Genomic DNA, 20,938 nt, shown 5'->3' with positions numbered 1-20,938 from the left:
GCGGGTTTCGTCGGCGGGTGCGGGAGCGTGGGGGCCGGTCGCCCAGTTCCCCGCGCACCCGCGCCCGCCGACGCACCTCCCCGTTGTCACCCCGGCCCGGCATCATGGCCGCATGCGTGCTGCCCGGCTGATCAAGATGGTGTTGCTGCTTCAGTCCCGGCCCTCCATGACCGCCGCCGAACTCGCCCGGGAGCTGGAGGTGTCCGAGCGCACCGTCACCCGGGACGCCCAGGCGCTGTCGGAGGCAGGGGTTCCGGTGTACGCGGACCGGGGGCGGGCCGGAGGGTACCGGCTGATCGGCGGGTACCGGACCCGGCTCACGGGGCTGGCCCGCAGCGAGGCCGAGGCGCTGTTCCTCAGCGGTGTGCCGGGGGCGCTGCGGGAGATGGGGCTGGAGGACGCGGCCTCCGCCGCCCGGCTGAAGGTGTCGGCCGCCCTGCTGCCCTCCCTCCGCGACGCCTCCCGTACGGCCTCCCAGCGCTTCCACCTCGACGCGCCCAGCTGGTTCCAGGAGCCGAAGACCCCCGAGCTGCTGCCCGCCGTAGCGGACGCCGTGTGGGACGACCGCCGGATCGTCGCGCGGTACCGCAGGGGCGACGTCGAGGTCGGGCGGGAGCTGGAACCGTACGGTCTCGTCCTCAAGGCCGGTGTCTGGTACCTGTGCGCCCGCGTTCCCAGCGCGGGCGAGGGCACCGGCTCGTTCCGGACCTACCGCATCGACCGCTTCCTGTCCGTCGAGGACGGCGGCGACCGCTTCGCCCGCGACGAGGAGTTCGATCTGCCCGGTTACTGGGACGAGCAGACGGAACGGTTCGCCCGGTCGATCCTGCACACCGAGGTCGTCGTACGGCTGTCGGCGCGGGGGCTGCGGAGGCTGGCGTACGTCGTGGATCCCGTGTCCGCGCGCGACGCCCTGGCGGCGGCGGACTCCCCCGACGAGCTGGGCCGGACCACGGTCACCCTCCGGGTCGAGTCGCAGGAGGTGGCCCACACCCAGCTCACGGCGCTGGGGCCGGAGGCCGAGGTGCTGGCCCCGGCGGAGCTGCGGGAGCGCTTCGCGGGCGACGCGCGCCGGCTCGCCGGGCTCTACACGGACGCGTGAGACCGCCGGGAGTCCGCGGCGGTCATAACAATCCGCCGTCCTCCGCGTGCGTCGCACCCGCCCAGGCACGATGCTGGACCCGTGATGGACGAGACGGAGTTCTGGGAGCTGGTGGACGCGGCCCGCGAGGACGCCGAGGGCGATCCCGAGGACCAGGCCGACCTGCTCGTGGAACGGCTCGGCCGGCTGGACCCGGAGGCGGTGCTGGACTTCGCCCGGCACTTCGAGTCCCGCTACAACCGCGCCTACACCTGGGACCTCTGGGGCGCCGCGTGGGTACTGCTCGACGGCGCCAGTGACGACGCGTTCGACTTCTTCCGGTGCTGGCTGATCGGTCAGGGCCGGGAGGTCTTCGAGGGCGCGGTCCACGATCCCGACTCGCTCGCCGGGCTGCTGGACGACTTCGACGACGAGGTCGACGGGGACGGCGAGGAGCTGGGCTATGCCGCGGACGAGGCGTACGAGCAGCTCACCGGTGTGGTCGCCCCGGACCTCGGTATCCCGCCCCCGCCCGGCGAACCGGAGGGCACCCCGCTGGACTTCGAGGACGAGGCGGCGCTCGCCGAGCGCTGCCCGAAGCTCTGGGAGCGCTTCCGGGGCGAGAGCTGATCCGGTCCGTCCAGTGAGGCGAGGGCTGGGCCGGTCCGTCCGGCGAGGCGAGGGCTGAGCCGGGTGCCTCCGGCGAGCAGGGGGCCGGGCCGGTCCGTCGTCGCGGGACGGTTCAGGGACGCGAGCCGCGGCTCTGCGCGCGCGGCACGTACGCGTACTGCCCGTCGGTGTACGGCCGGGCGTGGTGGCGTCGCTCCTGGCCGGGGGCTGGGTGCTCGGGGGCCGAGACCCCGTGCAGGGGCGCGGCGTTGGCGCGGTCCAGCGCTGACGCGGTCACGGCGGACGGGCCGAGCACGACGGCGGCTGCCGCGCAGGCCACCGTCCAGGGGCTCCGCAGGGCCGAGGTCCAGGACCGCTTCGGGTCACGGGACGCGTTCTTCGTACGGCTGCCGATCATTTTCCCCACCACTCTCCCAGGCTCCGGTCGGCGTGACACCGACGAAGGTAGGGCGCGTGTCTGGGAGAAGTCTGTGAGACTCCGGCGCGCTGTCTGTGAACCTGATGAGATCCGGTTCAACGCCGGCCCTGGAGGCGGGCCGCCAGCTCCCTGATGGCGGGCAGGCGTTCCGCGAGGGCCGCGCCCGGACAACTGGTCATGTAGCCGTCGCTGTGGCCGGCGAGGGTGGGCAACAGCACGGTGGTGCCGGAGGGGTAGCGGCTGAGGCTGTTGCTGGAGGTGAGCCGGACGCTGCCGCGGGGGTCGGTGTCGGAGAGGCCGAGTTTCCAGGCCGCCAGGGCGGCGATCGCGTCGGTCATGGCCCGGGGGACGGGGACCCCGGCGGTGAAGGTGCCGAGGGCGGCGATGCCGGTGGTGCGGTGGTTGAAGCCCTGGGTGTGGGCGCCGGTGACGGCACGGTCGATGCCGCCCGCACGGCCCTCGTAGATGGTGCCGCAGCGGTCGACCAGGAAGTTGTAGCCGATGTCGTCCCAGTCCTTGGCTCCGGTCTGGCCGGCGTACAGGTAGCGGATGATGCGGGGCGCGTCGGCGCAGTCGTAGCCGTTGGGCGAGTCCGTGTGGTGGATGAAGACGGCGGCCACCTCGTCGTCGTAGCGGGCGGGCGGCTGGCTGGGCGCTTCCTTCTCCAGCCAGCGGGCCCGCGGCACGATGGGCGGCTTGGGTGCCTGGTGCGGCAGCGCGGGCCGTGCGGCGGCGGGCCGGCCCGCGCGATGTCCCGAGCGGTCCACACCGATCGCGAACAGGACCACCGCGAGGACGGCCGCCAGACCGGGCAGACAGGCCAGCAGCACCAGCAGGAGGCGCCGGGGCGGATCCGCGCGCTCCCAGGCCAGGCGCACACGGTCACGGGACCGGCGCGAGCGCCGGTGGAGCGGGCCCGGGGCGCGCGGGGTCCGGGTACGACGGCGCCACGCGCGGCGCAGCCGCCGTATTCGCGCCCCCCGTGACATCCGGAACACACGCATGTCCCCAGAGTCACCCGGATGCGCCCCGCCCGCGATGTGGGGTGGGCCACCCGGTGGAAGCGGAAGGAACCAACACCGTGGCCCGGGGCGTTTTCACTGTTCCAGGCGGATGCGGCACGGTGGTGGCCGGTTCGCGCGGACCGGCGGGCTGCCGCGGGGGCCCGGCTGATCACTGGGGCCGCCGCGCGCGTACTACTGGGTCCCTAGAGAGAGGCGGCTGGAGTGGACGTGCTCGACATCCTGCTGATGCTGGTGATCCTCGCCTACGCGGCGTCGGGTTACCGTCGCGGCCTGGTGGCGGGATGTGTGTCCCTCGCCGGATTCGTGGGCGGCGCGGCCACCGGCGTCTGGGTGCTGCCCTGGATGATGGAGCTGGTGGAGGCGGGCACGCCGACGGCGACGGTCACGGCGGTGCTGACGGTGCTGGTGCCGGGGGTGATCGGACACGAGCTGGCGGGCAGGCTGGCGCTGCGGCTGCGCCGGGAGATCGACCGCAGTCCGCTGCGGGTGGCCGACGGCATCGGCGGGGCGGCGGCCAACACGCTCGCCGTCCTCATCGTGGCCTGGGTGGCCGCGAGCGTCCTCGGGGCGTCCTCGTCGGTGGTGGTGACCAACGCGATCCGTAACTCCGCGCTGCTCGGCGCCGTGCAGGACACCATGCCGGACACCACTCCGGCCTGGTTCTCGGACGCCACGTCAGCGCTCACCGAGGCGGGCTTCCCGCAGGTCTTCAACCCGTTCGAGAACGAGGCGACGGCCGAGGTCGCCAAGCCGTCCGGCGACAGCGTCACCGCGGCAGCGACGGGCGCCGCCAAGCGGAGCACGGTGAAGATCGAGGGCGTGGCCGGCACCCAGGGCCGCGAGGGCAGCGGTTTCGTGTACGCCACCGAGCACGTGATGACCAACGCCCATGTGGTGGCGGGCATCGACGCCCCGAGCGTGCGGGTGGGCGGCGTGGGCAAGGCGTACGAGGCGAAGGTCGTGCTCTTCGACTCCGACAAGGACGTGGCGGTGCTCTACGTCCCGGGGCTGAAGGCCCCGCTGCTGCGCTTCGACGACAGCGCCGGGCGCGGCGACGCGGCGGTCGTCGCCGGTTATCCGGAGGACGGCGGTCTGGACCTCCAGGCGGCCACGGTGGCCAGCCGTATCGACGCGACCGGCCGGAACATCTACAACACCGACTCGGTGACCCGCGACATCTACTCCATCCGTTCCACGGTCCGCCCCGGCAACTCCGGCGGCCCCCTGCTCACCACCGACGGCCGGGTGTTCGGCGTGGTCTTCGCCCGCTCCACCTCGGACGCCGAGACGGGTTACGTCCTCACGGTGGACGAGGTCCTCCCGGACGCCGAGCGCGCGGCGAACGCGACGGCGGCGGTGGACACGGGCGACCTCGTGACCTCGTGACCTCATGACCGCGTGCCCCGTCGAGGGCGGGGGTAGGGGCGGTTGACGGGCGGTCGGGTCAGAGCCGACGGCCCATCAGTACGTCGTCCACGTACTGCCCGTCGAGCAGGAACTCCTCGGACAGGATCCCCTCCACCACGAAGCCCTCGGACTCGTAGAGCTTCCTGGCCGCGGTGTTGTGGCCGAGGACCCGCAGGGTCAGCCGGCGGGCGCCTCGGCGGCGCGCCTCGTCCTGGACGGCGCGCAGCAGCGCCCGCGCGACGCCCGTCCCGCGCGCCCGGTCGGCGACGGCGAGGCCCTGGATCTGGCGGACGTGCGTGTGACAGGCCAGGCCGGAGGCCACGGCGAGGCGGACGTACCCGACGACCGTCCCGTCGAGTTCGGCGACCAGGTGGTCTCCCGGGCCGTGGCGCTCGTTGAAGAACGACGGGTACGGCTGCTCGGGGCGGGCCTGGACGGAGTGCAGGGTGGACCAGGTGTCGCGGTCGAGCCGGCTGAGCGTGTCCTCGTCGTCCGAGGTCGCGACGCGTATGTGGGGAACGGGCATGGCGGCCACTGTACGGCGGCGGGGCGGCCGGACGGCCGGTTCGCGCCCCCGGGACCGCTGTCCGGCTGCGGGACGGGCAGGATGGAGGCATGACGGATGAATCGCCCGTTCCACCCGGCTCCCGTATCGCGATCGCCGGGGCGTCCGGCCTGATCGGTTCGGCGCTCGCCCGCTCCCTCACCGACGACGGCCACGAGGTGCTCCGGCTCGTGCGGCGGGCGCCCCGGGCGCGGGGCGAGGTGCGCTGGGACCCGGAGGCGGGGCAGGTCGACACGGCCGGTCTCGCGGGATGCGCGGCCGTGGTCAATCTCGCCGGCGCGGGGGTCGCGTCCCGCCGCTGGACGGAGTCGTACAAGGCGAGGATCCGTGACAGCCGGGTGCTCGGCACCAGGACGCTCGCCGAGGCCGCCGCCCGCCTCGACACCCCGCCGAGCGTGTTCGTCAACGGCAGCGCGATCGGCTTCTACGGCTTCACGGGCGAGCGGGTCGTGGACGAGTCGGCGGAGCCGGGGTCGGAGTTCCTGTCCGCGTTGTGCGTGGAGTGGGAGGGGGCGACCGCGGCCGCGCGGGAGGCCGGGATCCGTACCGCGTTCGCGCGTACGGGGCTGGTGGTGGCCCGGGGCGGGGGCGCCTGGGGTCCGCTGTTCCCGCTGTTCAAGGCCGGGCTCGGCGGGCGGATGGGCGACGGCCGCCAGTACTGGAGCTTCATCTCCCTGCACGACGAGGTCGCGGCCCTGCGTCATCTGCTCTTCACGCCGTCGCTGTCGGGCCCGTTCAACCTGACCGCGCCGGTCCCGCTGACCAACCGTGAGATCACGGCGGCGATGGGGCGGGTGCTGCGCCGGCCCACCCTGTTCACGGTTCCCGCGCCGGCGCTGCGGCTCGCGCTCGGCGGCGTCGCGGGCGATGTCCTCGGCAGCACGCGGGTGGTTCCGACGCGGTTGCTGGAGTCGGGGTTCACGTTCACGTATCCGGAGATCGACGACGCGATCCGGGTGGCGGCGAACGGCTGAGGACGGGCGGCCGAGGGCGGGCGTGCCCGGGCGCGGGTGGGGCGGGGCTTCGGTCGCCGGCCGGTCCGTGCCCCGGACACCCGGCGCACGCGCACCCCGCCCATGCCCCCGTGCGAGGTCCCGCGCTCCTTCCCCGGGACCGGCCCCCACCTTCACTCTCAAGCCGAACTCAGGTGTTTCAGAAGGATGTTGGGGGCATAACGTCCCCGCAGCCGCGCGACCTCGGGAGGGGCACGTGCTTGAGTCGGTGCACCAGTCGGCGTTCCCGGCGGACACAGAGGACGCCGAAAGCACAGACGTCATCGTCGTAGGAGCCGGGGTGGCCGGCCTCGCTGCGGCCGGACATCTGACCAGGGCGGGGCTGAGGACCACCGTCCTTGAGGCCGCCCCCGCCGTCGGCGGCCGCATGTCCACCGAGAAGGTCGACGGCTTCCGTCTGGACCGGACGACGCGGCTGCTGTCCACGTCGTACCCGGAACTGCGCCGCACGCCGGGCCTGGACAGGCTCCCCCTGCGTCCGCTCGCCCCGGGTGTCCTGCTGCACGCCGACGGCCGTCATCAGCGCGCCGGCGCCGCCCCTGTCCTGCGGAGCGCGAGGGGCGCACTCACTGCCGCACGCGCCCTCGCAAGCGCCCCCAGGCTCCCCCGGAACCAGGGCCGTTCCGCGGGCGCCCGGCCCGGCCGGCTGGGCGCCCCCGCGGACCAGTCCCGGCTGGCCATGGCCCTGGCCCGGCTCGCCGCGACCGCGCCCGAGCGGCTGCTCACCCGGGCGGAGGTACCGGTCGCCCATGCCCTGGCCGCCCGGGGGTTCCCGCCCCGCACGATCGACGGTTTCGTACGGCCCCTGCTGGCCGCGCTGCTCGCCGACCCGGCGCTGGAGACCTCCAGCCGCTGTGCCGACCTGGCGCTGCACACGTTCGCGACGGGCCGGCTGTGCATCCCGGAGGGCGGCGCCGACACCCTTCCGGAGCTGCTCGCGGCCGCGCTGCCGCCGGGCTCGGTCCGGACGGGGGTCCAGGTCACCGCGATCAGCACGACCTCGGTGACGACGGTGCACCACGGCGTGCTCACCTGCCGTGCCGTGGTGCTGGCCACCGACGCCCGGTCCGCCGCCGAACTGCTGCCGGGGCTGCGGGTCCCGGCGTTCCACCCGGTAACGGTCCTGCACCACGCCACGGACGAGCCCCCGTTGACCGAACCGGCGCTACTCCTCGACGCCGACCGCAGCGGGCCCGTCTCGCACACGGCGGTCATCAGCCAGGTCGACCCGAGCCGGGCACCGGTGGGCCGTGCCCTGATCACCTCCGTGGTCCTCGGCACTCCCCCGGACCCCGCCCACCTCGACGCCACGGTCCGCGCCCAACTGGCCCGTCTCTACCGGACGTCCACGACCCGCTGGGAGCTCCTCGCCGCGCACCACGTGCCCGAGGCGGTCCCCGCGATGCCCGCGCCGCACGACCTGCGCAGGCCGGTGCGCCTGCTGGCCGGGCTCTACGTCTGCGGCGACCACCGCGACACCAGCACCGTGCAGGGCGCCCTGCACTCCGCCCGGCGGGCCGCCCACGCCGTCCTGACCGACCTGGACGTCCGCCCGGCGCTCCCGGAGGAGTCTCTGGAAACGGCCGCGTGACAGGCCCCCGAAGACCCCACAGGGGCGCCCGGCACAGCACCGGGCGCCCCTGTCACGGTTCCCGCGCCTACCCCAGCGCCGCCACCTTGTCCCGGTACCCCCTCACCGGGGCCGCGTCGCGGTAGGGCTCCAGTCGGCGCTCGAAGTCGCGGACGTACTCCACGGCCCGTACGGACCGCATCTCGGAGGCCTGGCCGGCGGCCTCCGCGCCCAGCTGGCAGGCCTGGTCGAGTTCGCCGAGGCCCAGACGGGCGGAGGCGAGGACGACACGGCAGAACAGGCGGCTGCGGGCGTAGGCGGGCGCCCGCAGCTGCAGGGAGCGCTCGGCGTGCTGGGCGGCGGCCCGGTACTGCTGGAGGTCGCGATGGCTGTGCCCGAACTCGTCGGCGAGCTGGGCCTCGTCGAAGAACCGTGCCCAGTGGGGGACCTCGTCCCCGGGGCGGGCCGTCTCCAGGGCGCGCTCGGCGCGCACGAGCGCGGCCGTGGAGGCCCGCACCTCACCGAGCACCGCGTGCCCCCGTGCCTCGACGGAGTGCAGCAGCGACTGCACCACCGGCGGCACGGCGGACCCGACACCCTGCTGGGCCACGCGCGCGAGCTGCACGGCCTCCCTGCCGTGCCCCAGGTAGACCGCCTGACGGCTCATCGTGACGAGCACGTACGCCCCGTACGCCCGGTCGCCCGCCGCCTGCGCCAGCCGCAGCGCCTGCACGAAGTACCGCTGGGCGAGGCCGTGCGCCCCGATGTCGTACGAGGTCCAGCCGGCCAGCCGGGTCAGGTCGGCGGCGGCCGCGAACAGCCGTCGGCCGACCTGCTCGCCGTAGGCGCCGCGCAGCATGGGCTCGGCCTCGTGCTCCAGGTAGCGCACGAGGGCCTGGCGGGCGTGCCCGCCGCCGTAGGCGTCGTCGAGGGCGCGGAACAGCTCCCCCACCGAGCGCAGGGCGGCGATGTCCCCGCCGGTGACCTTCTGGCCGGGACCGCGCTCGGTCTGGCTGCGCTGCCGGGGGACGGCCGGGCGGCCTTGCGGGGGAACCCGGGTGGCGCCCGGATCACCCCGGCCGACCCGGTCGTCGGCACGGCCGATCAGCCAGTCCCGGCTGGGGACGACCAGCCCGGCGGGCGTGAACGCGATCTTGCGGAGTTCGGCGTGGCTGCCGGAGTCCTTGCGCCACAGGCCGCCGACGATGTCGATGGCCTCCTCGGGGGTGGCGGCGAACTCCAGGCCCGCGTAGACGGGGGCGCAGGCGTCCAGGCCGAGGTCCTGAGCGGTGAGCCGGCGGCCGAGGCGGCGGGTGAACACCTCGGCGATGAGTGCGGGTGTCGTCCCCCGGGGCTGCTGACCACGCAGCCAGCGGGTGACCGACGTCTTGTCGTATCTGAGGTCGAGGCCGTGTTCGAGACCGAGCTGGTCCACACGGCGCGCTAGTCCCGCGTTCGAGAACCCCGCTTCTGCGATGAGGGCGGCGAGCTGGCGGTTGGGGGTGCGCTGCGCGGGTCGTTCCGTCATCTGCGGTGCGGTCTCCTGCCTTCCGGGTGTCGGCGGGGTTTCCCGGATTGCCTGGTGAGAAGCCTTTTGCGGCCTTGTGAACGGCGCGAATGTAGCGGAGAGTAAGCGTCCGATCGCACACTTCCGCGTCCATTCATCCGATCGTGTGAGGATTTGCCGCACGGCTGACGTGGTCGGGCTCCGACACGCGCCGGCTGGGCCCCTCGTACGCCCGGCGGCCGGGGCGTACGACGAGCGTCGGGCTCCGCCTCCGCGCCCTGTACGACGGGGGCCGGCACCGGCGCCGCAGACCGCTCGAACACCGCCCGGCCGCGCGGTCGTACAGTGGCTTGGGCGCGTCACGCGCCTGACAGGGCTATCGCGGTACCGCCGCCCGGCGGTACCGCCGAGGGAGGCGCTTGCCGTGAGTGGGTTGCGGTTCGTCCGCATGGGGTTCGGCACGGAGGCCGTCGAGTACCAGGAGGCGTGGGACGAACAGCGCCGGGTGCACGCCGCGCGCTTCGCCGACGAGGTCCCCGACACCGTGCTGCTCCTGGAGCACCCGCCGGTCTACACGGCCGGCCGGCGCACGGCCGACAACGAGCGCCCCCTCGACGGCACGCCCGTCGTCGACGTCGACCGCGGCGGCAAGATCACCTGGCACGGTCCCGGCCAGCTGGTGGGTTACCCGATCCAGAAGCTCCCCCGCCCGGTGGACGTGGTCGCCCACGTACGGCGCCTGGAGGAGGCGCTGATCCGCACGTGCGCGGAGTTCGGGGTGGAGACCACGCGGGTGGAGGGCCGCAGCGGGGTGTGGGTGCTCGGCGATCCGGTCGAGCGGCGGCTCGGCGGGCTCTCGCTGGACCTCGACCCCCGGATGACCGACGACGAGTTCGACCCGCGGATGAACGGGCCGGAGTACGCGCCCTCCAACGCCGGGCAGCGGCGCGAGGACCGCAAGATCGCGGCGATCGGGATCCGGGTGGCGAAGGGCGTCACGATGCACGGCTTCGCGCTGAACGTGAACCCGGACAACAAGTGGTTCGACCGGATCATCCCGTGCGGGATCCGTGACGCCGGCGTGGCGTCCCTGGCGGGCGAGCTGGGCCGGGACGTCACGATCGCCGAGGTCCTGCCGGTGGCCGAGCGGCACCTCAGGGACGTCCTGGAGAACGCGGACCTGAAGCCGCGGGTGGTGGAGCGGGCGGCGGTGTAGCCCGGGGCGGGGTGCGTTGTCGGGCGCGGGGCCCGTGGGGCTTCTCGCGCGGTCCCCCGCGCCTCTGAAGGGGGCCCGCGACATTTTCAGCGGCGCGGGGAACCGCGCGAGCGACCCCCACCGGACCGTCGTCCGGGGGTCGGCCGGGGGGACCGCAGGGGTGCGGCCGCCGGGGATGCGACCGGCAGGGGCGGCGGGGGCCGGCGGGAATGCCGCCGTGAAGCCGAAGGTTGCCCACCCCGGGGAGCCAGAACCGTACGGGCGTACCCTGGTGGACGCCGAAGAATCGAATGCACAGGGAGCCGATGTGTCCGCAGTCGCACCCGACGGACGCAAGATGCTGCGCCTGGAGGTCCGGAACAGCCAGACCCCCATCGAGCGCAAGCCCGAGTGGATCAAGACCCGGGCGAAAATGGGCCCCGAGTACACGAAGATGCAGAGCCTCGTGAAGAGCGAGGGCCTGCACACGGTCTGCCAGGAGGCGGGCTGCCCCAACATCTACGAGTGCTGGGAGGACCGCGAGGCCACGTTCCTCATCGGCGGCGACCAGTGCACCCGGCGCTGCGACTTCTGCCAGATCGACACCGGCAAGCCCGAGGCGCTGGACCGCGACGAGCCCCGCCGCGTGGGCGAGTCCGTGGTCACCATGGACCTGAACTACGCCACCATCACCGGCGTCGCCCGCGACGACCTGGAGGACGGCGGCGCCTGGCTGTACGCCGAGACGGTCCGCCAGATCCACCGGCAGACCGCCGAGCGTGAGAGCGGCCACACCAAGGTCGAGCTGCTCGCCCCCGACTTCAACGCCGTACCCGAGCTGCTCCAGCAGGTCTTCGAGTCCCGCCCCGAGGTCTTCGCGCACAACGTCGAGACGGTCCCGAGGATCTTCAAGCGCATCCGTCCCGGCTTCCGCTACGAGCGCTCCCTGAAGGTCATCACCGAGGCCCGTGACTTCGGCCTGGTGACCAAGTCCAACCTGATCCTCGGCATGGGCGAGACCCGCGAGGAGGTCAGCGAGGCGCTCAGGCAGCTGCACGACGCCGGCTGCGAGCTGGTGACCATCACCCAGTACCTGCGTCCGAGCGTCCGCCACCACCCCGTGGAGCGCTGGGTCAAGCCGCAGGAGTTCGTGGAGCTGAAGCAGGAGGCCGACGAGATCGGCTTCTCCGGTGTGATGTCCGGCCCGCTGGTCCGCTCCTCGTACCGCGCCGGCCGGCTCTACCAGATGGCCGTCGAGAAGCGGGGCTCGTACATCGCCTCGCAGGCCGTCTGACCCCTCCGTCGGACGCTCGGCCAAATGGCACGCAGTGCCATCAGGTCGTGTGAATCCCAGCACAAGCAGCTACTCGCCAGTAATGGCCGATTGACCGCGGTCCTGACCGTCCTCGCAGATGAGGGCACTGTCAGGACCGCGTCGGGGTTTAAAGGGCACCAAGCAAGGCTTCACCCTCGTTTGACCGGTCGGTCATGCCCTGGTAACACCAATCAGTGACCCTGGTTTCACACCCGGTACAGAGTCCTAGCCAGAGCAGCCATCCCGAGGGGGGACCTCCCATGCAGGCCGCACCCGTCCGCGCCACTCCGATCCCGTCGTTCACCGATGCACTCCGTGCCGTCGAGTCGCTGCTGCTGAGCAGCGGCCAGCGCACCGCCCGCCGTAACGCGTGGACCTCCGTGCTGGAGGACCGCCGCCGCGCCAAGGACCGTTTCGAGGCCGAGCGTGTTCTCGAGGCCGCCGTCGCCTCGCGCACCTCGTAACCGCCGAAGCCCCTCCGCACGACCCCGTTCACGGCACCACCCGTTCACGGCACGAACCCGTGCGCAGCACCACCGTCGGCACCGCCGCCCGCCCGGCGCCGCTTCCCCGGCGCAGCCGCCGGTCTCCGGTCCCCACCGGCACCGCCGTCGTCCCCGCTTCCCCGGACACGTAGACTTCGTGCCATGGCGAGGAAGGAACCCGCAGCGGACGCTGCGAACCCCGGGCGACTCAAGCAGATCGCTCTGACGTACAAGATGACCCGCAGGGCCGACAAGAAGATCGGTCTTGTACTCGCGGCTGTCGGAATCATCACCTTCGGTGTCTTCCTCGCGATCGGTTTCTTGATCGGTCACCCCATCTATCTCGGCATCCTGGGCCTTCTGCTCGCCTTCCTGGCGACGGCGATCGTGTTCGGACGCCGGGCCGAGCGGGCCGCGTTCGGGCAGATGGAGGGCCAGCCGGGTGCCGCCGCGGCGGTGCTGGACAACGTGGGCCGTGGCTGGACCACCACCCCAGCGGTGGCGATGAACCGCAGCCAGGACGTGGTGCACCGCGCCGTCGGCAAGGCCGGCATCGTCCTGGTCGCCGAGGGCAACCCGAACCGGGTCAAGAGCCTGCTGGCCGCCGAGAAGCGGAAGATGGCCCGCATCGTGGCGGACGTCCCGGTGCACGACCTGGTCGTGGGCACCGGCGAGGGCCAGACCGAGCTGAAGAAGCTCCGCACCACCATGCTCAAGCTGCCGCGCGTCCTGACCGGCCCCCAGGTGACCGCCACCAACGACCGGTTGCGCGCGATGGGCGACCTGATGAGCAACATGCCGCTCCCCAAGGGTCCGATGCCGAAGGGCATGCGCATGCCCAAGGGCGGCCCGAAGGCCCGCTGACGAGACGTGTACGACGAGGGGGCGCCCGGATCACTCCGGGCGCCCCCTCGTCGTACGGCGTCGTCGTACGGTCTCGCACCGGCCGTCGGACCGGGTGCCCGACCCCGACGCTAGACCCGCACCTCCACCGTGCGCGCCAGCCGGTCGTGCAGCCCTCGGCCGTCGCGGTCCCAGACCAGGGCGGGGATGGCGAGGCAGAGCAGGGCCGTGCGGACGAGGGCGCGCCAGGCGTTGACCGTGCCGGTGTCCTGGGCGATCACGCGGAGGCCGAAGAGGCGCTTGCCCGGGGTGAAGCCGACCGTGCCCAGGGTGAGGACGTGCAGCAGGAAGAAGATGAGCAGGGCCCAGTTGCTGGTGGCCTGGTCGTAGCCGTCGGTGATGAGGCCGTATGCGATCAAGAGGCACAGGCCCCAGTCGACGGCGAGGGCGCCGAGACGGCGGCCGGGCCGGGCGATGGAGCCGGGCCCCTCCCCGGGCAGACCGAGCTGCTCTCCCCTGTATCCGAAGTCGACTCCGGCGTCCTCCGCCGCGGCGCGGGGGCCGGAGAGCCACGATCCGAGTGCTTGCCTCTTGTCCACGCGTCCACCGTACTGCGAGTGTTTTGCCATACGGACAGGCGGGGTGAGGGGCGGGATGTCCGGTTAACTTGTGCGAAACAAATGAGTCACGTACGAGAAATCACCCGTCCCTAGTGTCGACGACAGCGTGTGCCACCGCACTGGCAGCACGAACGAACTACCACCCCGGCAGGACGTCGGGAGTAGGAGGAGCTGGATGTTCCAGAACGCCGACGAGGCCAAGAAGTTCATCGCGGACGAGGACGTCAAGTTCGTCGACGTCCGCTTCTGCGACCTGCCGGGCGTGATGCAGCACTTCACGATCCCGGCCGAGGCCTTCGACCCGGCCGAGGAGCTCGCGTTCGACGGTTCCTCGATCCGCGGCTTCCAGGCCATCCACGAGTCCGACATGGCGCTCCGCGCCGACCTGTCCACCGCGCGCGTCGACCCGTTCCGCCGCGACAAGACGGTCAACATCAACTTCTTCATCCACGACCCGATCACGGGCGAGCAGTACTCCCGCGACCCGCGGAACGTGGCGAAGAAGGCCGAGGCGTACCTCGCGTCCACCGGCATCGCCGACACCGCGTACTTCGGCCCCGAGGCCGAGTTCTACGTGTTCGACAGCGTGCGCTTCAAGACCTCGGAGAACGAGTCCTTCTACCACATCGACTCCGAGGCGGGCGCCTGGAACACCGGTGCGCTGGAGGACAACCGCGGTTACAAGGTCCGCTACAAGGGCGGTTACTTCCCGACCCCGCCGGTCGACCACTTCGCCGACCTGCGTGCCGAGATCTCGCTGGAGCTGGCCAAGTCCGGCCTCCAGGTCGAGCGCCAGCACCACGAGGTGGGCACCGCCGGCCAGGCCGAGATCAACTACAAGTTCAACACGCTGCTCGCCGCGGCCGACGACCTCCAGCTCTTCAAGTACATCGTGAAGAACGTGGCCTGGCGCAACGGCAAGACCGCGACCTTCATGCCGAAGCCGATCTTCGGTGACAACGGCTCGGGCATGCACGTCCACCAGTCGCTGTGGGCCGGCGGCTCGCCGCTCTTCTACGACGAGGCCGGATACGCGGGCCTGTCGGACATGGCCCGCTACTACATCGGCGGCATCCTCAAGCACGCCCCGTCGCTGCTGGCCTTCACGAACCCGACGGTGAACTCGTACCACCGCCTGGTTCCGGGCTTCGAGGCCCCGGTCAACCTGGTCTACTCGCAGCGCAACCGCTCCGCCGCCATGCGCATCCCGATCACGGGTTCGAACCCGAAGGCCAAGCGCGTCGAGTTCCGCGCGCCCGACTCCTCCGGCAACCCGTACCTCGCCTTCTCGGCCCTGCTCCTCGCGGGTCTGGACGGCGTCAAGAACAAGATCGAGCCGGCCGAGCCGATCGACAAGGACCTCTACGAGCTGGCGCCCGAGGAGCACGCGGGCGTCCCGCAGGTCCCGACCTCCCTCCCGGCCGTCCTCGACTCGCTGGAGCGCGACCACGAGTTCCTCCTCCAGGGCGACGTCTTCACGCCGGACCTGATCGAGACGTGGATCGACTACAAGCGCGCCAACGAGATCGCCCCGCTGCAGCTGCGCCCGCACCCGCACGAGTTCGAGCTGTACTTCGACGTGTGATATCGCCCCAGGTCAGAGCGGGTTTCCGCTCGCCTGGGCCGTCTGTGGGCCGTCGGCCGTGTTCTTCCCGCTCCGGGAAGGGCACGGCCGACGGCCTTTTGCGCTCAGGATCCGGGAGGCACTCCCATGCTGAACGCTGAGTCGATGGCCCGGCGCGCCCGGTCCCTGCATCGGGTACTTCCTCGGGCAGGCATCGTCTGGGCTCCTCTCATGAGACCCATCTGACCTGCTGTCATCTTTTCCCGCATCTCGGGGGAACCTCAGGCTCTGACCTGCGAGCCGACAAGCCACACGACAAGCCCGGCCCGGCGTGCCAACGGTGCTGCCAGGAAGCACCGGCCTCAGCGAACGCGGGAACGCTGCGCGTACCTGACGAGTTCACCGGCCATGGTGAGCTTGGTGTGGCAGAACGTTGGGGTAGCCGGTGGACTGGGCATGGTCTTGTTCCTTGCGGACCGAGTCCTGTTATGGATGGAAAGACGGGGCTGGGTCTACTGGCGCAAACAGAAGGGTTTGTCGTCCATCGGCGTCGACTTCGTCCAGGGGATAACTCCTGGAGCGCAGGCCGGTAAACGTGCCATGGAACAAGAACGTGTGCGCAAGAACGTCAAACCAGCGGAGGAACCGCCCTTCCACGTGGACCTGGACGCGGGGACGGTGCGCATTCGCCGCACCGGACAGGACGGGCAAGAGCGGCGGCAGATCGGGGCTGTGGCCGGTCCGTCTGTGGGCCGTCCGAGGGCGGCCGACGATGACAGACAATGACGGCTGACAGCCGCTCCCCGACAGGTCAACGAGCCGCCCGGGGACGTTTCCCCAGATGGAGAGAGCGGTTCATCAGTTCTGCGACGTGTGATCGAGCCCGTGAGCCCGCGCCGTAGGCGTGTGGTTCCGGTCGGCCGCTGAGTCGTGCGACGGCGCCCCAGTTCCCGCTTTCCGGGACGGGGGCGCCGTCGTATTGTTCTGGCACGACTGTTCGATGAAGACGGGGAGACACGAGGATGCCCGAACAGGACGACCAGGAGCGGGAGTTCGACATCAAGTGGGCGGACGACGCCGAGCACAAGGAGCCCTCCGCACGGGCCCGGATGCTCGCCGCTCGCTGGAAGGAGAACCCTCCCGCGCCCCAGCCCTTCCGCGCCGACCCAGGCCCGGCCGGACCGCGGCGGTCATCGTGGGTGTCGACGGTGATCGTCTTCGGCTGCGTGGCGGGGCTCATCGCGCTGATCGGTTACGTCAACTACCGGTCGGCGTACTGAGCGGTCGTACCGCGCGGCGTCGGTCGGTCGGCTTGGCTGCCGGGCGGGCCGTACGCGTCGTTACCTGGCGCCCTTGTCGCGGTCCTGTCGACGGGTCGCCGACGGGCGTTCTCGGAGATAGCGGCGCTCCCACCTGGCCTGCTGGTCACGGCGATCGCGGTAGGCCCGGTAGGAGCCGGGCGGGGCCGGGCCGCCGCCCGGCGGGGAACCCGACGAGCCTTGCTCCGTGCGACCGTGGCGGACGTACAGGTAGAGCAGGGCGACGGCGGCCGGCCAGAGGACCTGGTGGGAGAAACCCATGACGACCAGGACCGCGGTCGCCGAGAGGATCAAGGTGCCCATGACGGGACTCCTCGGGACGTGGCGTGGGTGAGGACTGTGCGGGGAGGCGTGGCCCCCGGCGCCGGTGCGTGATGCCCGTCCTGCGCGGGCCCGGTGCCCGAGGGGCTTCGCTCCGCGTGTCCAGGATGCTCGTGCGAAGGACGCGGGAGCATCTCATTTATTCGCGGGCCGTCGAGGTCCGTTGCCGGTCGGCGGTGTCCGACGGAGGCGCCGGTTCCAGGGGATGCTGCTCCCATGGGATCAGAGGATCATGAGTGGGACGCGACCCTGGCATGGGTGGCCGCGCAGCTCCCTGAGGGCCGCACCGTACGGAACTGGGCTGATCTGCGAGGTGGTTGGACCTCGCGGATGCGCCGGCTGACGCTGGACGACGGCTCGGCGCTCGTCCTGCGGTCGTTCGTGCGGCCGTTCTTCCGGTTGCACGCTCCCGGGCTGCTGGAGCGTGAGGCCGCGGTCCTCGCGCTCCTCGCGCCGTACGACGGCATACCGACGCCACGTCTGCACGCCGTCGACCCGACCGCCGAACTCGCCGGCCATCCCTCGTTGTTGATGTCCCTGCTGCCGGGATCGCCGCGGGTGGAGGAGGACGGGGACCTGGAGGCACGGCTGGACCTGCTCGCCGGGCAGCTCGCCCGGATCCACGCGGTCGTTCCGGAGCGACGGCCTCGCACGTACCAGGCGTGGACCTCGCCCGAGCGGGTCAGCACGCCGGGTGGTGCGCTGTGGGAGCGGGCGGTGGAGGTGATCGGGCGGGAGGCGCCCGCGTTCGAAGGGTGCTTCCTGCACCGGGACTTCCATCCCGGGAACGTCCTGTTCGCGGGTACGGGTGGCGGTGCGGACGACGGTCTTCGGATCAGCGGGGTCGTGGACTGGGTGGAGACCTCGTGGGGGCCGGCGGACCTCGATGTGGCGCACTGCTCGACCGCCCTGGCGTTGTTGTACGGGGTGGAGCACGGGCTCGGGTTCCGTGAGCGGTACGAGGCGCGAGGCGGGCGTCGACTGGCCGGGGACCAGGACCACGTGTACTGGCGGCTGCTGGACGCGCTGGCCTACGCACCCGACGCGGAGAAGCTCGCGGTGCCCTGGCGGGAGCTGGGGCGGACGGATCTGACGCCGCAGGTGCTGGGGGCGCGGCTGGAGGCGTACGTGGGCGGGCTGCTGGAGCGATACGTGTAGCGGGGCAGGAGCGGGGGCGGGGGCGGGTTCGGGGCCCGATTGTCAGTGGGGTCCGGGAGGATGCGGTCGAGGGCCCGGACCTGGTCGCTCCTCGGATCCTCGGGACGGGCGCGGCGCACGGGTGAAGGCGGTGGGCATGGCTGGTGAGCGGCGGCGGTATGTCGGAGTGGCCGAGCGGCGGGTGCGGCTGGGGCTGCGGCAGCGGTTGGCCGGATCCGTACGGGTGGAGAGGCCGGAGGAGGTGGCTGATTCCCTGGTGGCGTTGCACGGTTCGGACCCCGCGACGGTGCCTCTCGCGGTGGGCGCGCGGCTCGCCGATGCGGAGCGGACGGTGTCCGAGACCGAACGGGCGCTGTACGAGGACCGCTCACTCGTCCGTATGCACGGGATGCGGCACACCGTGTTCGTGTTCCCGGCCGGACTGACCGCCGTGGTGCACGCCTCGACCGGCATCACGGTCGCCGCGAGGGAGCGGGCCTCGCTGCTGAAGGACATGGCCGCGGCCGGGGCACCGGACGCGGCCTGGCTGAAGGAGGTCGAGGAGTCGACGCTGGCCGCGCTGGCCCGCCGGGGCCAGGCCACCGCGTCCGAACTCGCCGAGGACGAACCGAGGTTGCGGGAGCGGTTCGTGTACGCGGCCGGGAAGAGCTACGAGGGGACGCACACGGTCTCGACGCGGCTGCTGAGGGTGCTGGGGGTGGAGGGCAGGGTCGTGCGGGGGCGGCCCCTCGGCTCCTGGACGTCGAACCAGTTCCGGTGGGCGGTGGCTCCCGCGCACCCCGAGCTGGACGTGGCGCAGGCGCAGGCGTCCCTGCTGGGACGGTGGTTGGCGGCCTGCGGCCCGGCGACCGAGGCCGACCTGAAGTGGTGGACGGGATGGCGTGTCACCGAGGTCCGCCGGGCGCTGGCGGCGATCGGGGCGCGGGCCGTGGCGCTGGACGAGGGCACGGCGTATGTGACCGCCGAGGACGAGGCGCCGGTTTCCGACCCCGGTGAGCCCTGGGCGGCACTCCTGCCCGCCCTCGACCCGACGGCGATGGGCTGGCAGCAGCGCGACTGGTATCTCGCCCCCGCACTCCGGCCGGCCCTCTTCGACTACAGCGGCAACGTCGGGCCGACGGTGTGGTGGAACGGCCGGGTGATCGGCGGCTGGGCCCAACGCTCCGACGGGGAGATCGTGTGGCGGCTGCTCGACACGGAGGGAGTGGGGCGGGAGGCCGAGGGGGCGATCCGGGCGGAGGCCGCGCGGCTGCGGGGGTGGGTGGGTGACACGCGCGTCACGCCGCGCTTCCGGACGCCGCTGGAGAAGGAGCTGGCGTGATGCGGGTGGGCGTTGCGGGGCGGGGTGAGGGGTTGTCTGCGGGTGGGGTGCGGTGAGGGGTTATCTGCGGGTGCGGTGCGGGTGCGGTGAGGGCGCGGGTGCGCAGTTCCCCGCGCCCCTGAGAAGCCGGGGCTGCGCCCCGTGCTTCTCCTCCTGCGGCACCGACGAGCGCCGGGTGCCCCCGCAGCAGGGGGCACCCGGCGAAACCGGCTCACCCGGAGGGGCACTGCTTCCATGCCAGGTGATAGATCGTGCTGATGTCACCGTCGGTCGAGTCCATGGTCATGAAACTCGTGCTGCCGGCCGACGACGACCCCCGGTTGACCCTCAGCTCGGTGTTGATGTTGAAGTTGCGCTCGACCCCACAGGGCGCCCACACCAGCTGGGCCCAGTCGGTCTCGTCCGTGGCCTGCCAGTTGTCCTCCTTGGGACCCGTGAACGTGTGGGTCCTGGAGGCCGTGTCCGGGGAACCCTGGAAGTAGTACGAGGCCTTCTCGACGCCGCTCGCGCCGCGCGCGAGAGAGGCGAAGCCGCGGTAGTCGACGCTGGCGATGGCGTAGGTGAAGCCACCGGGTACATGGACGATCAGGTTGAGCTGGCAGTTCTTGCGGAACGCGGTGCTCGGGGCCCCACCGCCGACCTGCGCGAGGTAGTCGCTGTAGGTCACCGTGAACGCGGTGTTGTCCGGTGAGACGGCGACCGCGGCCGTGCCCTGGGGACAGCCGGAGCCGTTCACCGTGGCGACCTTGATGATGATCTTGTCCGGGGGCGGGTCCTCGAAGGGGGAATCGGCCTGCGCGGGAAGCGCACTGGCGAACAGGGCGGCTACGGCGCCGCCCAGGAGGAGACCACGAACCATGGGGGGTTCTCCCATCTAGTCATGCACATGTCAATAGACAGGTGCCAGAACCCCGCGGCCTACGAGAAACCCGCCCGTGCGAACGCGGGCTGTGAAGCAGCTGTGAAGACCGAGGGGCGACCGCATCGTATGGAGTCCGGGCGGGCAGGGCTAGAGCGATCTCCGGCCAACCCTGGCGGCCGGAGATCGCCCCTCTTTCCGGCCCGCCGGACCGCCTCGTCCGCCGTCACGCCCCCGAACGCACCGGTGCCGCCCACCCCTCACGAAGTGGACGGCACCGACAGGCCGGTCGGGCCTAGCGGGTGTAGCGCATCAGCGCCCGGACCATGTGGCACGTGGTGTCCGACGGCGGGTGCACTCCGATGACCTCGGCCGTGCTCCGGATCGTCTCGTTGCGCGCCTGGTTCGGCACGTGGACCCCGGAGTCGAGCAGGGCGATCGCGAGACGCATGGCCTTCAGACGCCGGTTGTGGGTGATGTACCACTCGCGCGGACGGCCCGGCGGCAGGGTGTGCTTCACCACCGGCGCGTAGGGCAGGTCGAGCAGGACGGGATGCTGGACGGTGGACTGGGTGGGCAGCGGCTTGGACTTCAGTGCGGCAGCGGGCACGGACATCCTCCTGTCGCGGTCTGGGCACCGCCGGAATCCCCCGTCGGCAACCCTCGAACACTGCTTCTATTTTACTACCCCCCACTGACAATCGCCCCTGGCCAGACGGCAT

Annotated in this window: 23 protein-coding genes; 14 read left to right on the top strand and 9 right to left on the bottom strand. The window is 72.1% G+C overall.

Translation table 11 applies throughout. The features are described from left to right. The first annotated feature begins 112 nt into the window (after positions 1-112). A complete protein-coding gene (locus tag ACZ6BB_RS16550) occupies positions 113-1,102 on the top strand; it encodes a helix-turn-helix transcriptional regulator (protein WP_471615886.1) in 990 nt (329 codons plus the stop codon). 84 nt (positions 1,103-1,186) lie between these two features. After that, a complete protein-coding gene (locus tag ACZ6BB_RS16545) occupies positions 1,187-1,711 on the top strand; it encodes a DUF4240 domain-containing protein (protein WP_471616157.1) in 525 nt (174 codons plus the stop codon). A 112-nt stretch (positions 1,712-1,823) separates the two neighbouring features. Here ACZ6BB_RS16545 and ACZ6BB_RS16540 read toward each other — a convergent pair whose 3' ends face one another. Then, on the bottom strand, positions 1,824-2,108 hold the full coding sequence (locus ACZ6BB_RS16540; protein ID WP_471615885.1) for a hypothetical protein: 285 nt from the start codon (positions 2,106-2,108) through the stop codon (positions 1,824-1,826). Between the two features lie 116 nt (positions 2,109-2,224). After that, positions 2,225-3,007, bottom strand: a complete 783-nt coding sequence (locus ACZ6BB_RS16535) for a peptidoglycan recognition protein family protein (RefSeq protein ID WP_471615884.1) — start codon at positions 3,005-3,007, stop codon at positions 2,225-2,227. Between the two features lie 348 nt (positions 3,008-3,355). On the opposite strand from ACZ6BB_RS16535, the gene ACZ6BB_RS16530 reads away from it, so the two are divergent. Then, complete coding sequence (locus ACZ6BB_RS16530) at positions 3,356-4,540, top strand: MarP family serine protease (protein WP_471615883.1); 1,185 nt, start codon at positions 3,356-3,358, stop codon at positions 4,538-4,540. A 58-nt stretch (positions 4,541-4,598) separates the two neighbouring features. On the opposite strand, the gene ACZ6BB_RS16525 is transcribed toward ACZ6BB_RS16530, so the two are convergent. After that, positions 4,599-5,087, bottom strand: coding sequence for a GNAT family N-acetyltransferase (locus ACZ6BB_RS16525; protein WP_471615882.1), 489 nt, complete (start codon positions 5,085-5,087; stop codon positions 4,599-4,601). Positions 5,088-5,176: 89 nt separating this feature from the next. On the opposite strand from ACZ6BB_RS16525, the gene ACZ6BB_RS16520 reads away from it, so the two are divergent. Continuing rightward, positions 5,177-6,100: a TIGR01777 family oxidoreductase gene (locus ACZ6BB_RS16520; protein WP_471615881.1), complete on the top strand. Its 924-nt coding sequence runs from the start codon at positions 5,177-5,179 to the stop codon at positions 6,098-6,100. Positions 6,101-6,335: 235 nt separating this feature from the next. Beyond that, the gene (locus ACZ6BB_RS16515; protein WP_471615880.1) at positions 6,336-7,730 is read left to right on the top strand and encodes an NAD(P)/FAD-dependent oxidoreductase; all 1,395 of its coding nucleotides are present in this window, start codon (positions 6,336-6,338) and stop codon (positions 7,728-7,730) included. 67 nt (positions 7,731-7,797) lie between these two features. On the opposite strand, the gene ACZ6BB_RS16510 is transcribed toward ACZ6BB_RS16515, so the two are convergent. Beyond that, positions 7,798-9,237, bottom strand: coding sequence for a hypothetical protein (locus tag ACZ6BB_RS16510; RefSeq protein WP_013004249.1), 1,440 nt, complete (start codon positions 9,235-9,237; stop codon positions 7,798-7,800). A gap of 403 nt (positions 9,238-9,640) precedes the next feature. Between ACZ6BB_RS16510 and lipB the strand changes: the two genes are divergently transcribed. The 3 genes from lipB (at position 9,641) to ACZ6BB_RS16495 (ending at position 12,190) form a co-directional block, all read left to right on the top strand. Then, positions 9,641-10,432, top strand: a complete 792-nt coding sequence (gene lipB / locus ACZ6BB_RS16505) for a lipoyl(octanoyl) transferase LipB (protein ID WP_471615879.1) — start codon at positions 9,641-9,643, stop codon at positions 10,430-10,432. Between the two features lie 307 nt (positions 10,433-10,739). Then, a complete protein-coding gene (gene lipA / locus ACZ6BB_RS16500) occupies positions 10,740-11,705 on the top strand; it encodes a lipoyl synthase (RefSeq protein ID WP_471615878.1) in 966 nt (321 codons plus the stop codon). A gap of 281 nt (positions 11,706-11,986) precedes the next feature. Then, the gene (locus tag ACZ6BB_RS16495; protein ID WP_013004246.1) at positions 11,987-12,190 is read left to right on the top strand and encodes an SCO2195 family GlnR-regulated protein; all 204 of its coding nucleotides are present in this window, start codon (positions 11,987-11,989) and stop codon (positions 12,188-12,190) included. A 28-nt stretch (positions 12,191-12,218) separates the two neighbouring features. On the opposite strand, the gene ACZ6BB_RS16490 is transcribed toward ACZ6BB_RS16495, so the two are convergent. Beyond that, on the bottom strand, positions 12,219-12,359 hold the full coding sequence (locus ACZ6BB_RS16490; protein ID WP_471615877.1) for a hypothetical protein: 141 nt from the start codon (positions 12,357-12,359) through the stop codon (positions 12,219-12,221). A gap of 14 nt (positions 12,360-12,373) precedes the next feature. On the opposite strand from ACZ6BB_RS16490, the gene ACZ6BB_RS16485 reads away from it, so the two are divergent. After that, entirely contained in the window at positions 12,374-13,075 is a 702-nt protein-coding gene (locus ACZ6BB_RS16485; protein WP_275459036.1) for a DUF4191 domain-containing protein, read from the top strand. A gap of 110 nt (positions 13,076-13,185) precedes the next feature. Here the strand turns inward: ACZ6BB_RS16485 and ACZ6BB_RS16480 are convergent, their stop codons facing one another. Then, on the bottom strand, positions 13,186-13,653 hold the full coding sequence (locus ACZ6BB_RS16480; RefSeq protein WP_471615876.1) for an RDD family protein: 468 nt from the start codon (positions 13,651-13,653) through the stop codon (positions 13,186-13,188). Positions 13,654-13,849: 196 nt separating this feature from the next. Here ACZ6BB_RS16480 and glnA point away from each other — a divergent pair, with 196 nt between their 5' ends. The 3 genes from glnA to ACZ6BB_RS16465 all read left to right on the top strand — a co-directional run bounded on the left by glnA (position 13,850) and on the right by ACZ6BB_RS16465 (position 16,518). Further along, positions 13,850-15,259 carry a type I glutamate--ammonia ligase gene (glnA, locus tag ACZ6BB_RS16475; protein WP_013004243.1) on the top strand — a complete coding sequence of 470 codons (1,410 nt, stop codon included), beginning with the start codon at positions 13,850-13,852 and terminating at the stop codon, positions 15,257-15,259. Positions 15,260-15,658: 399 nt separating this feature from the next. Continuing rightward, positions 15,659-16,024, top strand: coding sequence for a hypothetical protein (locus ACZ6BB_RS16470; protein ID WP_471615875.1), 366 nt, complete (start codon positions 15,659-15,661; stop codon positions 16,022-16,024). A 236-nt stretch (positions 16,025-16,260) separates the two neighbouring features. Continuing rightward, a complete protein-coding gene (locus ACZ6BB_RS16465) occupies positions 16,261-16,518 on the top strand; it encodes an SCO2583/SCO2584 N-terminal domain-containing protein (protein WP_471615874.1) in 258 nt (85 codons plus the stop codon). Between the two features lie 60 nt (positions 16,519-16,578). On the opposite strand, the gene ACZ6BB_RS16460 is transcribed toward ACZ6BB_RS16465, so the two are convergent. Further along, complete coding sequence (locus tag ACZ6BB_RS16460; protein WP_471615873.1) at positions 16,579-16,860, bottom strand: hypothetical protein; 282 nt, start codon at positions 16,858-16,860, stop codon at positions 16,579-16,581. Between the two features lie 234 nt (positions 16,861-17,094). On the opposite strand from ACZ6BB_RS16460, the gene ACZ6BB_RS16455 reads away from it, so the two are divergent. Then, on the top strand, positions 17,095-18,036 hold the full coding sequence (locus ACZ6BB_RS16455; protein WP_471615872.1) for a phosphotransferase family protein: 942 nt from the start codon (positions 17,095-17,097) through the stop codon (positions 18,034-18,036). Between the two features lie 136 nt (positions 18,037-18,172). Beyond that, positions 18,173-19,357 carry a winged helix DNA-binding domain-containing protein gene (locus ACZ6BB_RS16450; RefSeq protein WP_471615871.1) on the top strand — a complete coding sequence of 395 codons (1,185 nt, stop codon included), beginning with the start codon at positions 18,173-18,175 and terminating at the stop codon, positions 19,355-19,357. Positions 19,358-19,568: 211 nt separating this feature from the next. Here ACZ6BB_RS16450 and ACZ6BB_RS16445 read toward each other — a convergent pair whose 3' ends face one another. Together ACZ6BB_RS16445 and ACZ6BB_RS16440 are read right to left on the bottom strand one after the other, a co-directional pair. Beyond that, positions 19,569-20,216 (bottom strand): DUF4360 domain-containing protein, encoded by a 648-nt coding sequence (locus tag ACZ6BB_RS16445; protein WP_471615870.1) that lies wholly within the window; start codon positions 20,214-20,216, stop codon positions 19,569-19,571. Positions 20,217-20,511: 295 nt separating this feature from the next. Beyond that, positions 20,512-20,826 carry a hypothetical protein gene (locus ACZ6BB_RS16440; RefSeq protein WP_037728323.1) on the bottom strand — a complete coding sequence of 105 codons (315 nt, stop codon included), beginning with the start codon at positions 20,824-20,826 and terminating at the stop codon, positions 20,512-20,514. Between the last annotated feature and the right edge of the window lie 112 nt (positions 20,827-20,938).

It is taken from the genome of Streptomyces sp. NPDC041108, from assembly GCF_055592645.1.
This window is presented reverse-complemented; position numbering and strand designations above follow the sequence as displayed.

Coding starts and splice junctions, on each gene's coding strand:
- ACZ6BB_RS16550 (WP_471615886.1), top strand. CDS start 113: ATGCGTGCTGCCCGGCTGATCAAGATGGTGTTGCTGCTTCAGTCCCGG.
- ACZ6BB_RS16545 (WP_471616157.1), top strand. CDS start 1,187: ATGGACGAGACGGAGTTCTGGGAGCTGGTGGACGCGGCCCGCGAGGAC.
- ACZ6BB_RS16540 (WP_471615885.1), bottom strand. CDS start 2,108: ATGATCGGCAGCCGTACGAAGAACGCGTCCCGTGACCCGAAGCGGTCC.
- ACZ6BB_RS16525 (WP_471615882.1), bottom strand. CDS start 5,087: ATGCCCGTTCCCCACATACGCGTCGCGACCTCGGACGACGAGGACACG.
- ACZ6BB_RS16520 (WP_471615881.1), top strand. CDS start 5,177: ATGACGGATGAATCGCCCGTTCCACCCGGCTCCCGTATCGCGATCGCC.
- ACZ6BB_RS16510 (WP_013004249.1), bottom strand. CDS start 9,237: ATGACGGAACGACCCGCGCAGCGCACCCCCAACCGCCAGCTCGCCGCC.
- ACZ6BB_RS16495 (WP_013004246.1), top strand. CDS start 11,987: ATGCAGGCCGCACCCGTCCGCGCCACTCCGATCCCGTCGTTCACCGAT.
- ACZ6BB_RS16485 (WP_275459036.1), top strand. CDS start 12,374: ATGGCGAGGAAGGAACCCGCAGCGGACGCTGCGAACCCCGGGCGACTC.
- glnA (WP_013004243.1), top strand. CDS start 13,850: ATGTTCCAGAACGCCGACGAGGCCAAGAAGTTCATCGCGGACGAGGAC.
- ACZ6BB_RS16465 (WP_471615874.1), top strand. CDS start 16,261: ATGCCCGAACAGGACGACCAGGAGCGGGAGTTCGACATCAAGTGGGCG.
- ACZ6BB_RS16460 (WP_471615873.1), bottom strand. CDS start 16,860: ATGGGCACCTTGATCCTCTCGGCGACCGCGGTCCTGGTCGTCATGGGT.
- ACZ6BB_RS16455 (WP_471615872.1), top strand. CDS start 17,095: ATGGGATCAGAGGATCATGAGTGGGACGCGACCCTGGCATGGGTGGCC.
- ACZ6BB_RS16450 (WP_471615871.1), top strand. CDS start 18,173: ATGGCTGGTGAGCGGCGGCGGTATGTCGGAGTGGCCGAGCGGCGGGTG.
- ACZ6BB_RS16445 (WP_471615870.1), bottom strand. CDS start 20,216: ATGGTTCGTGGTCTCCTCCTGGGCGGCGCCGTAGCCGCCCTGTTCGCC.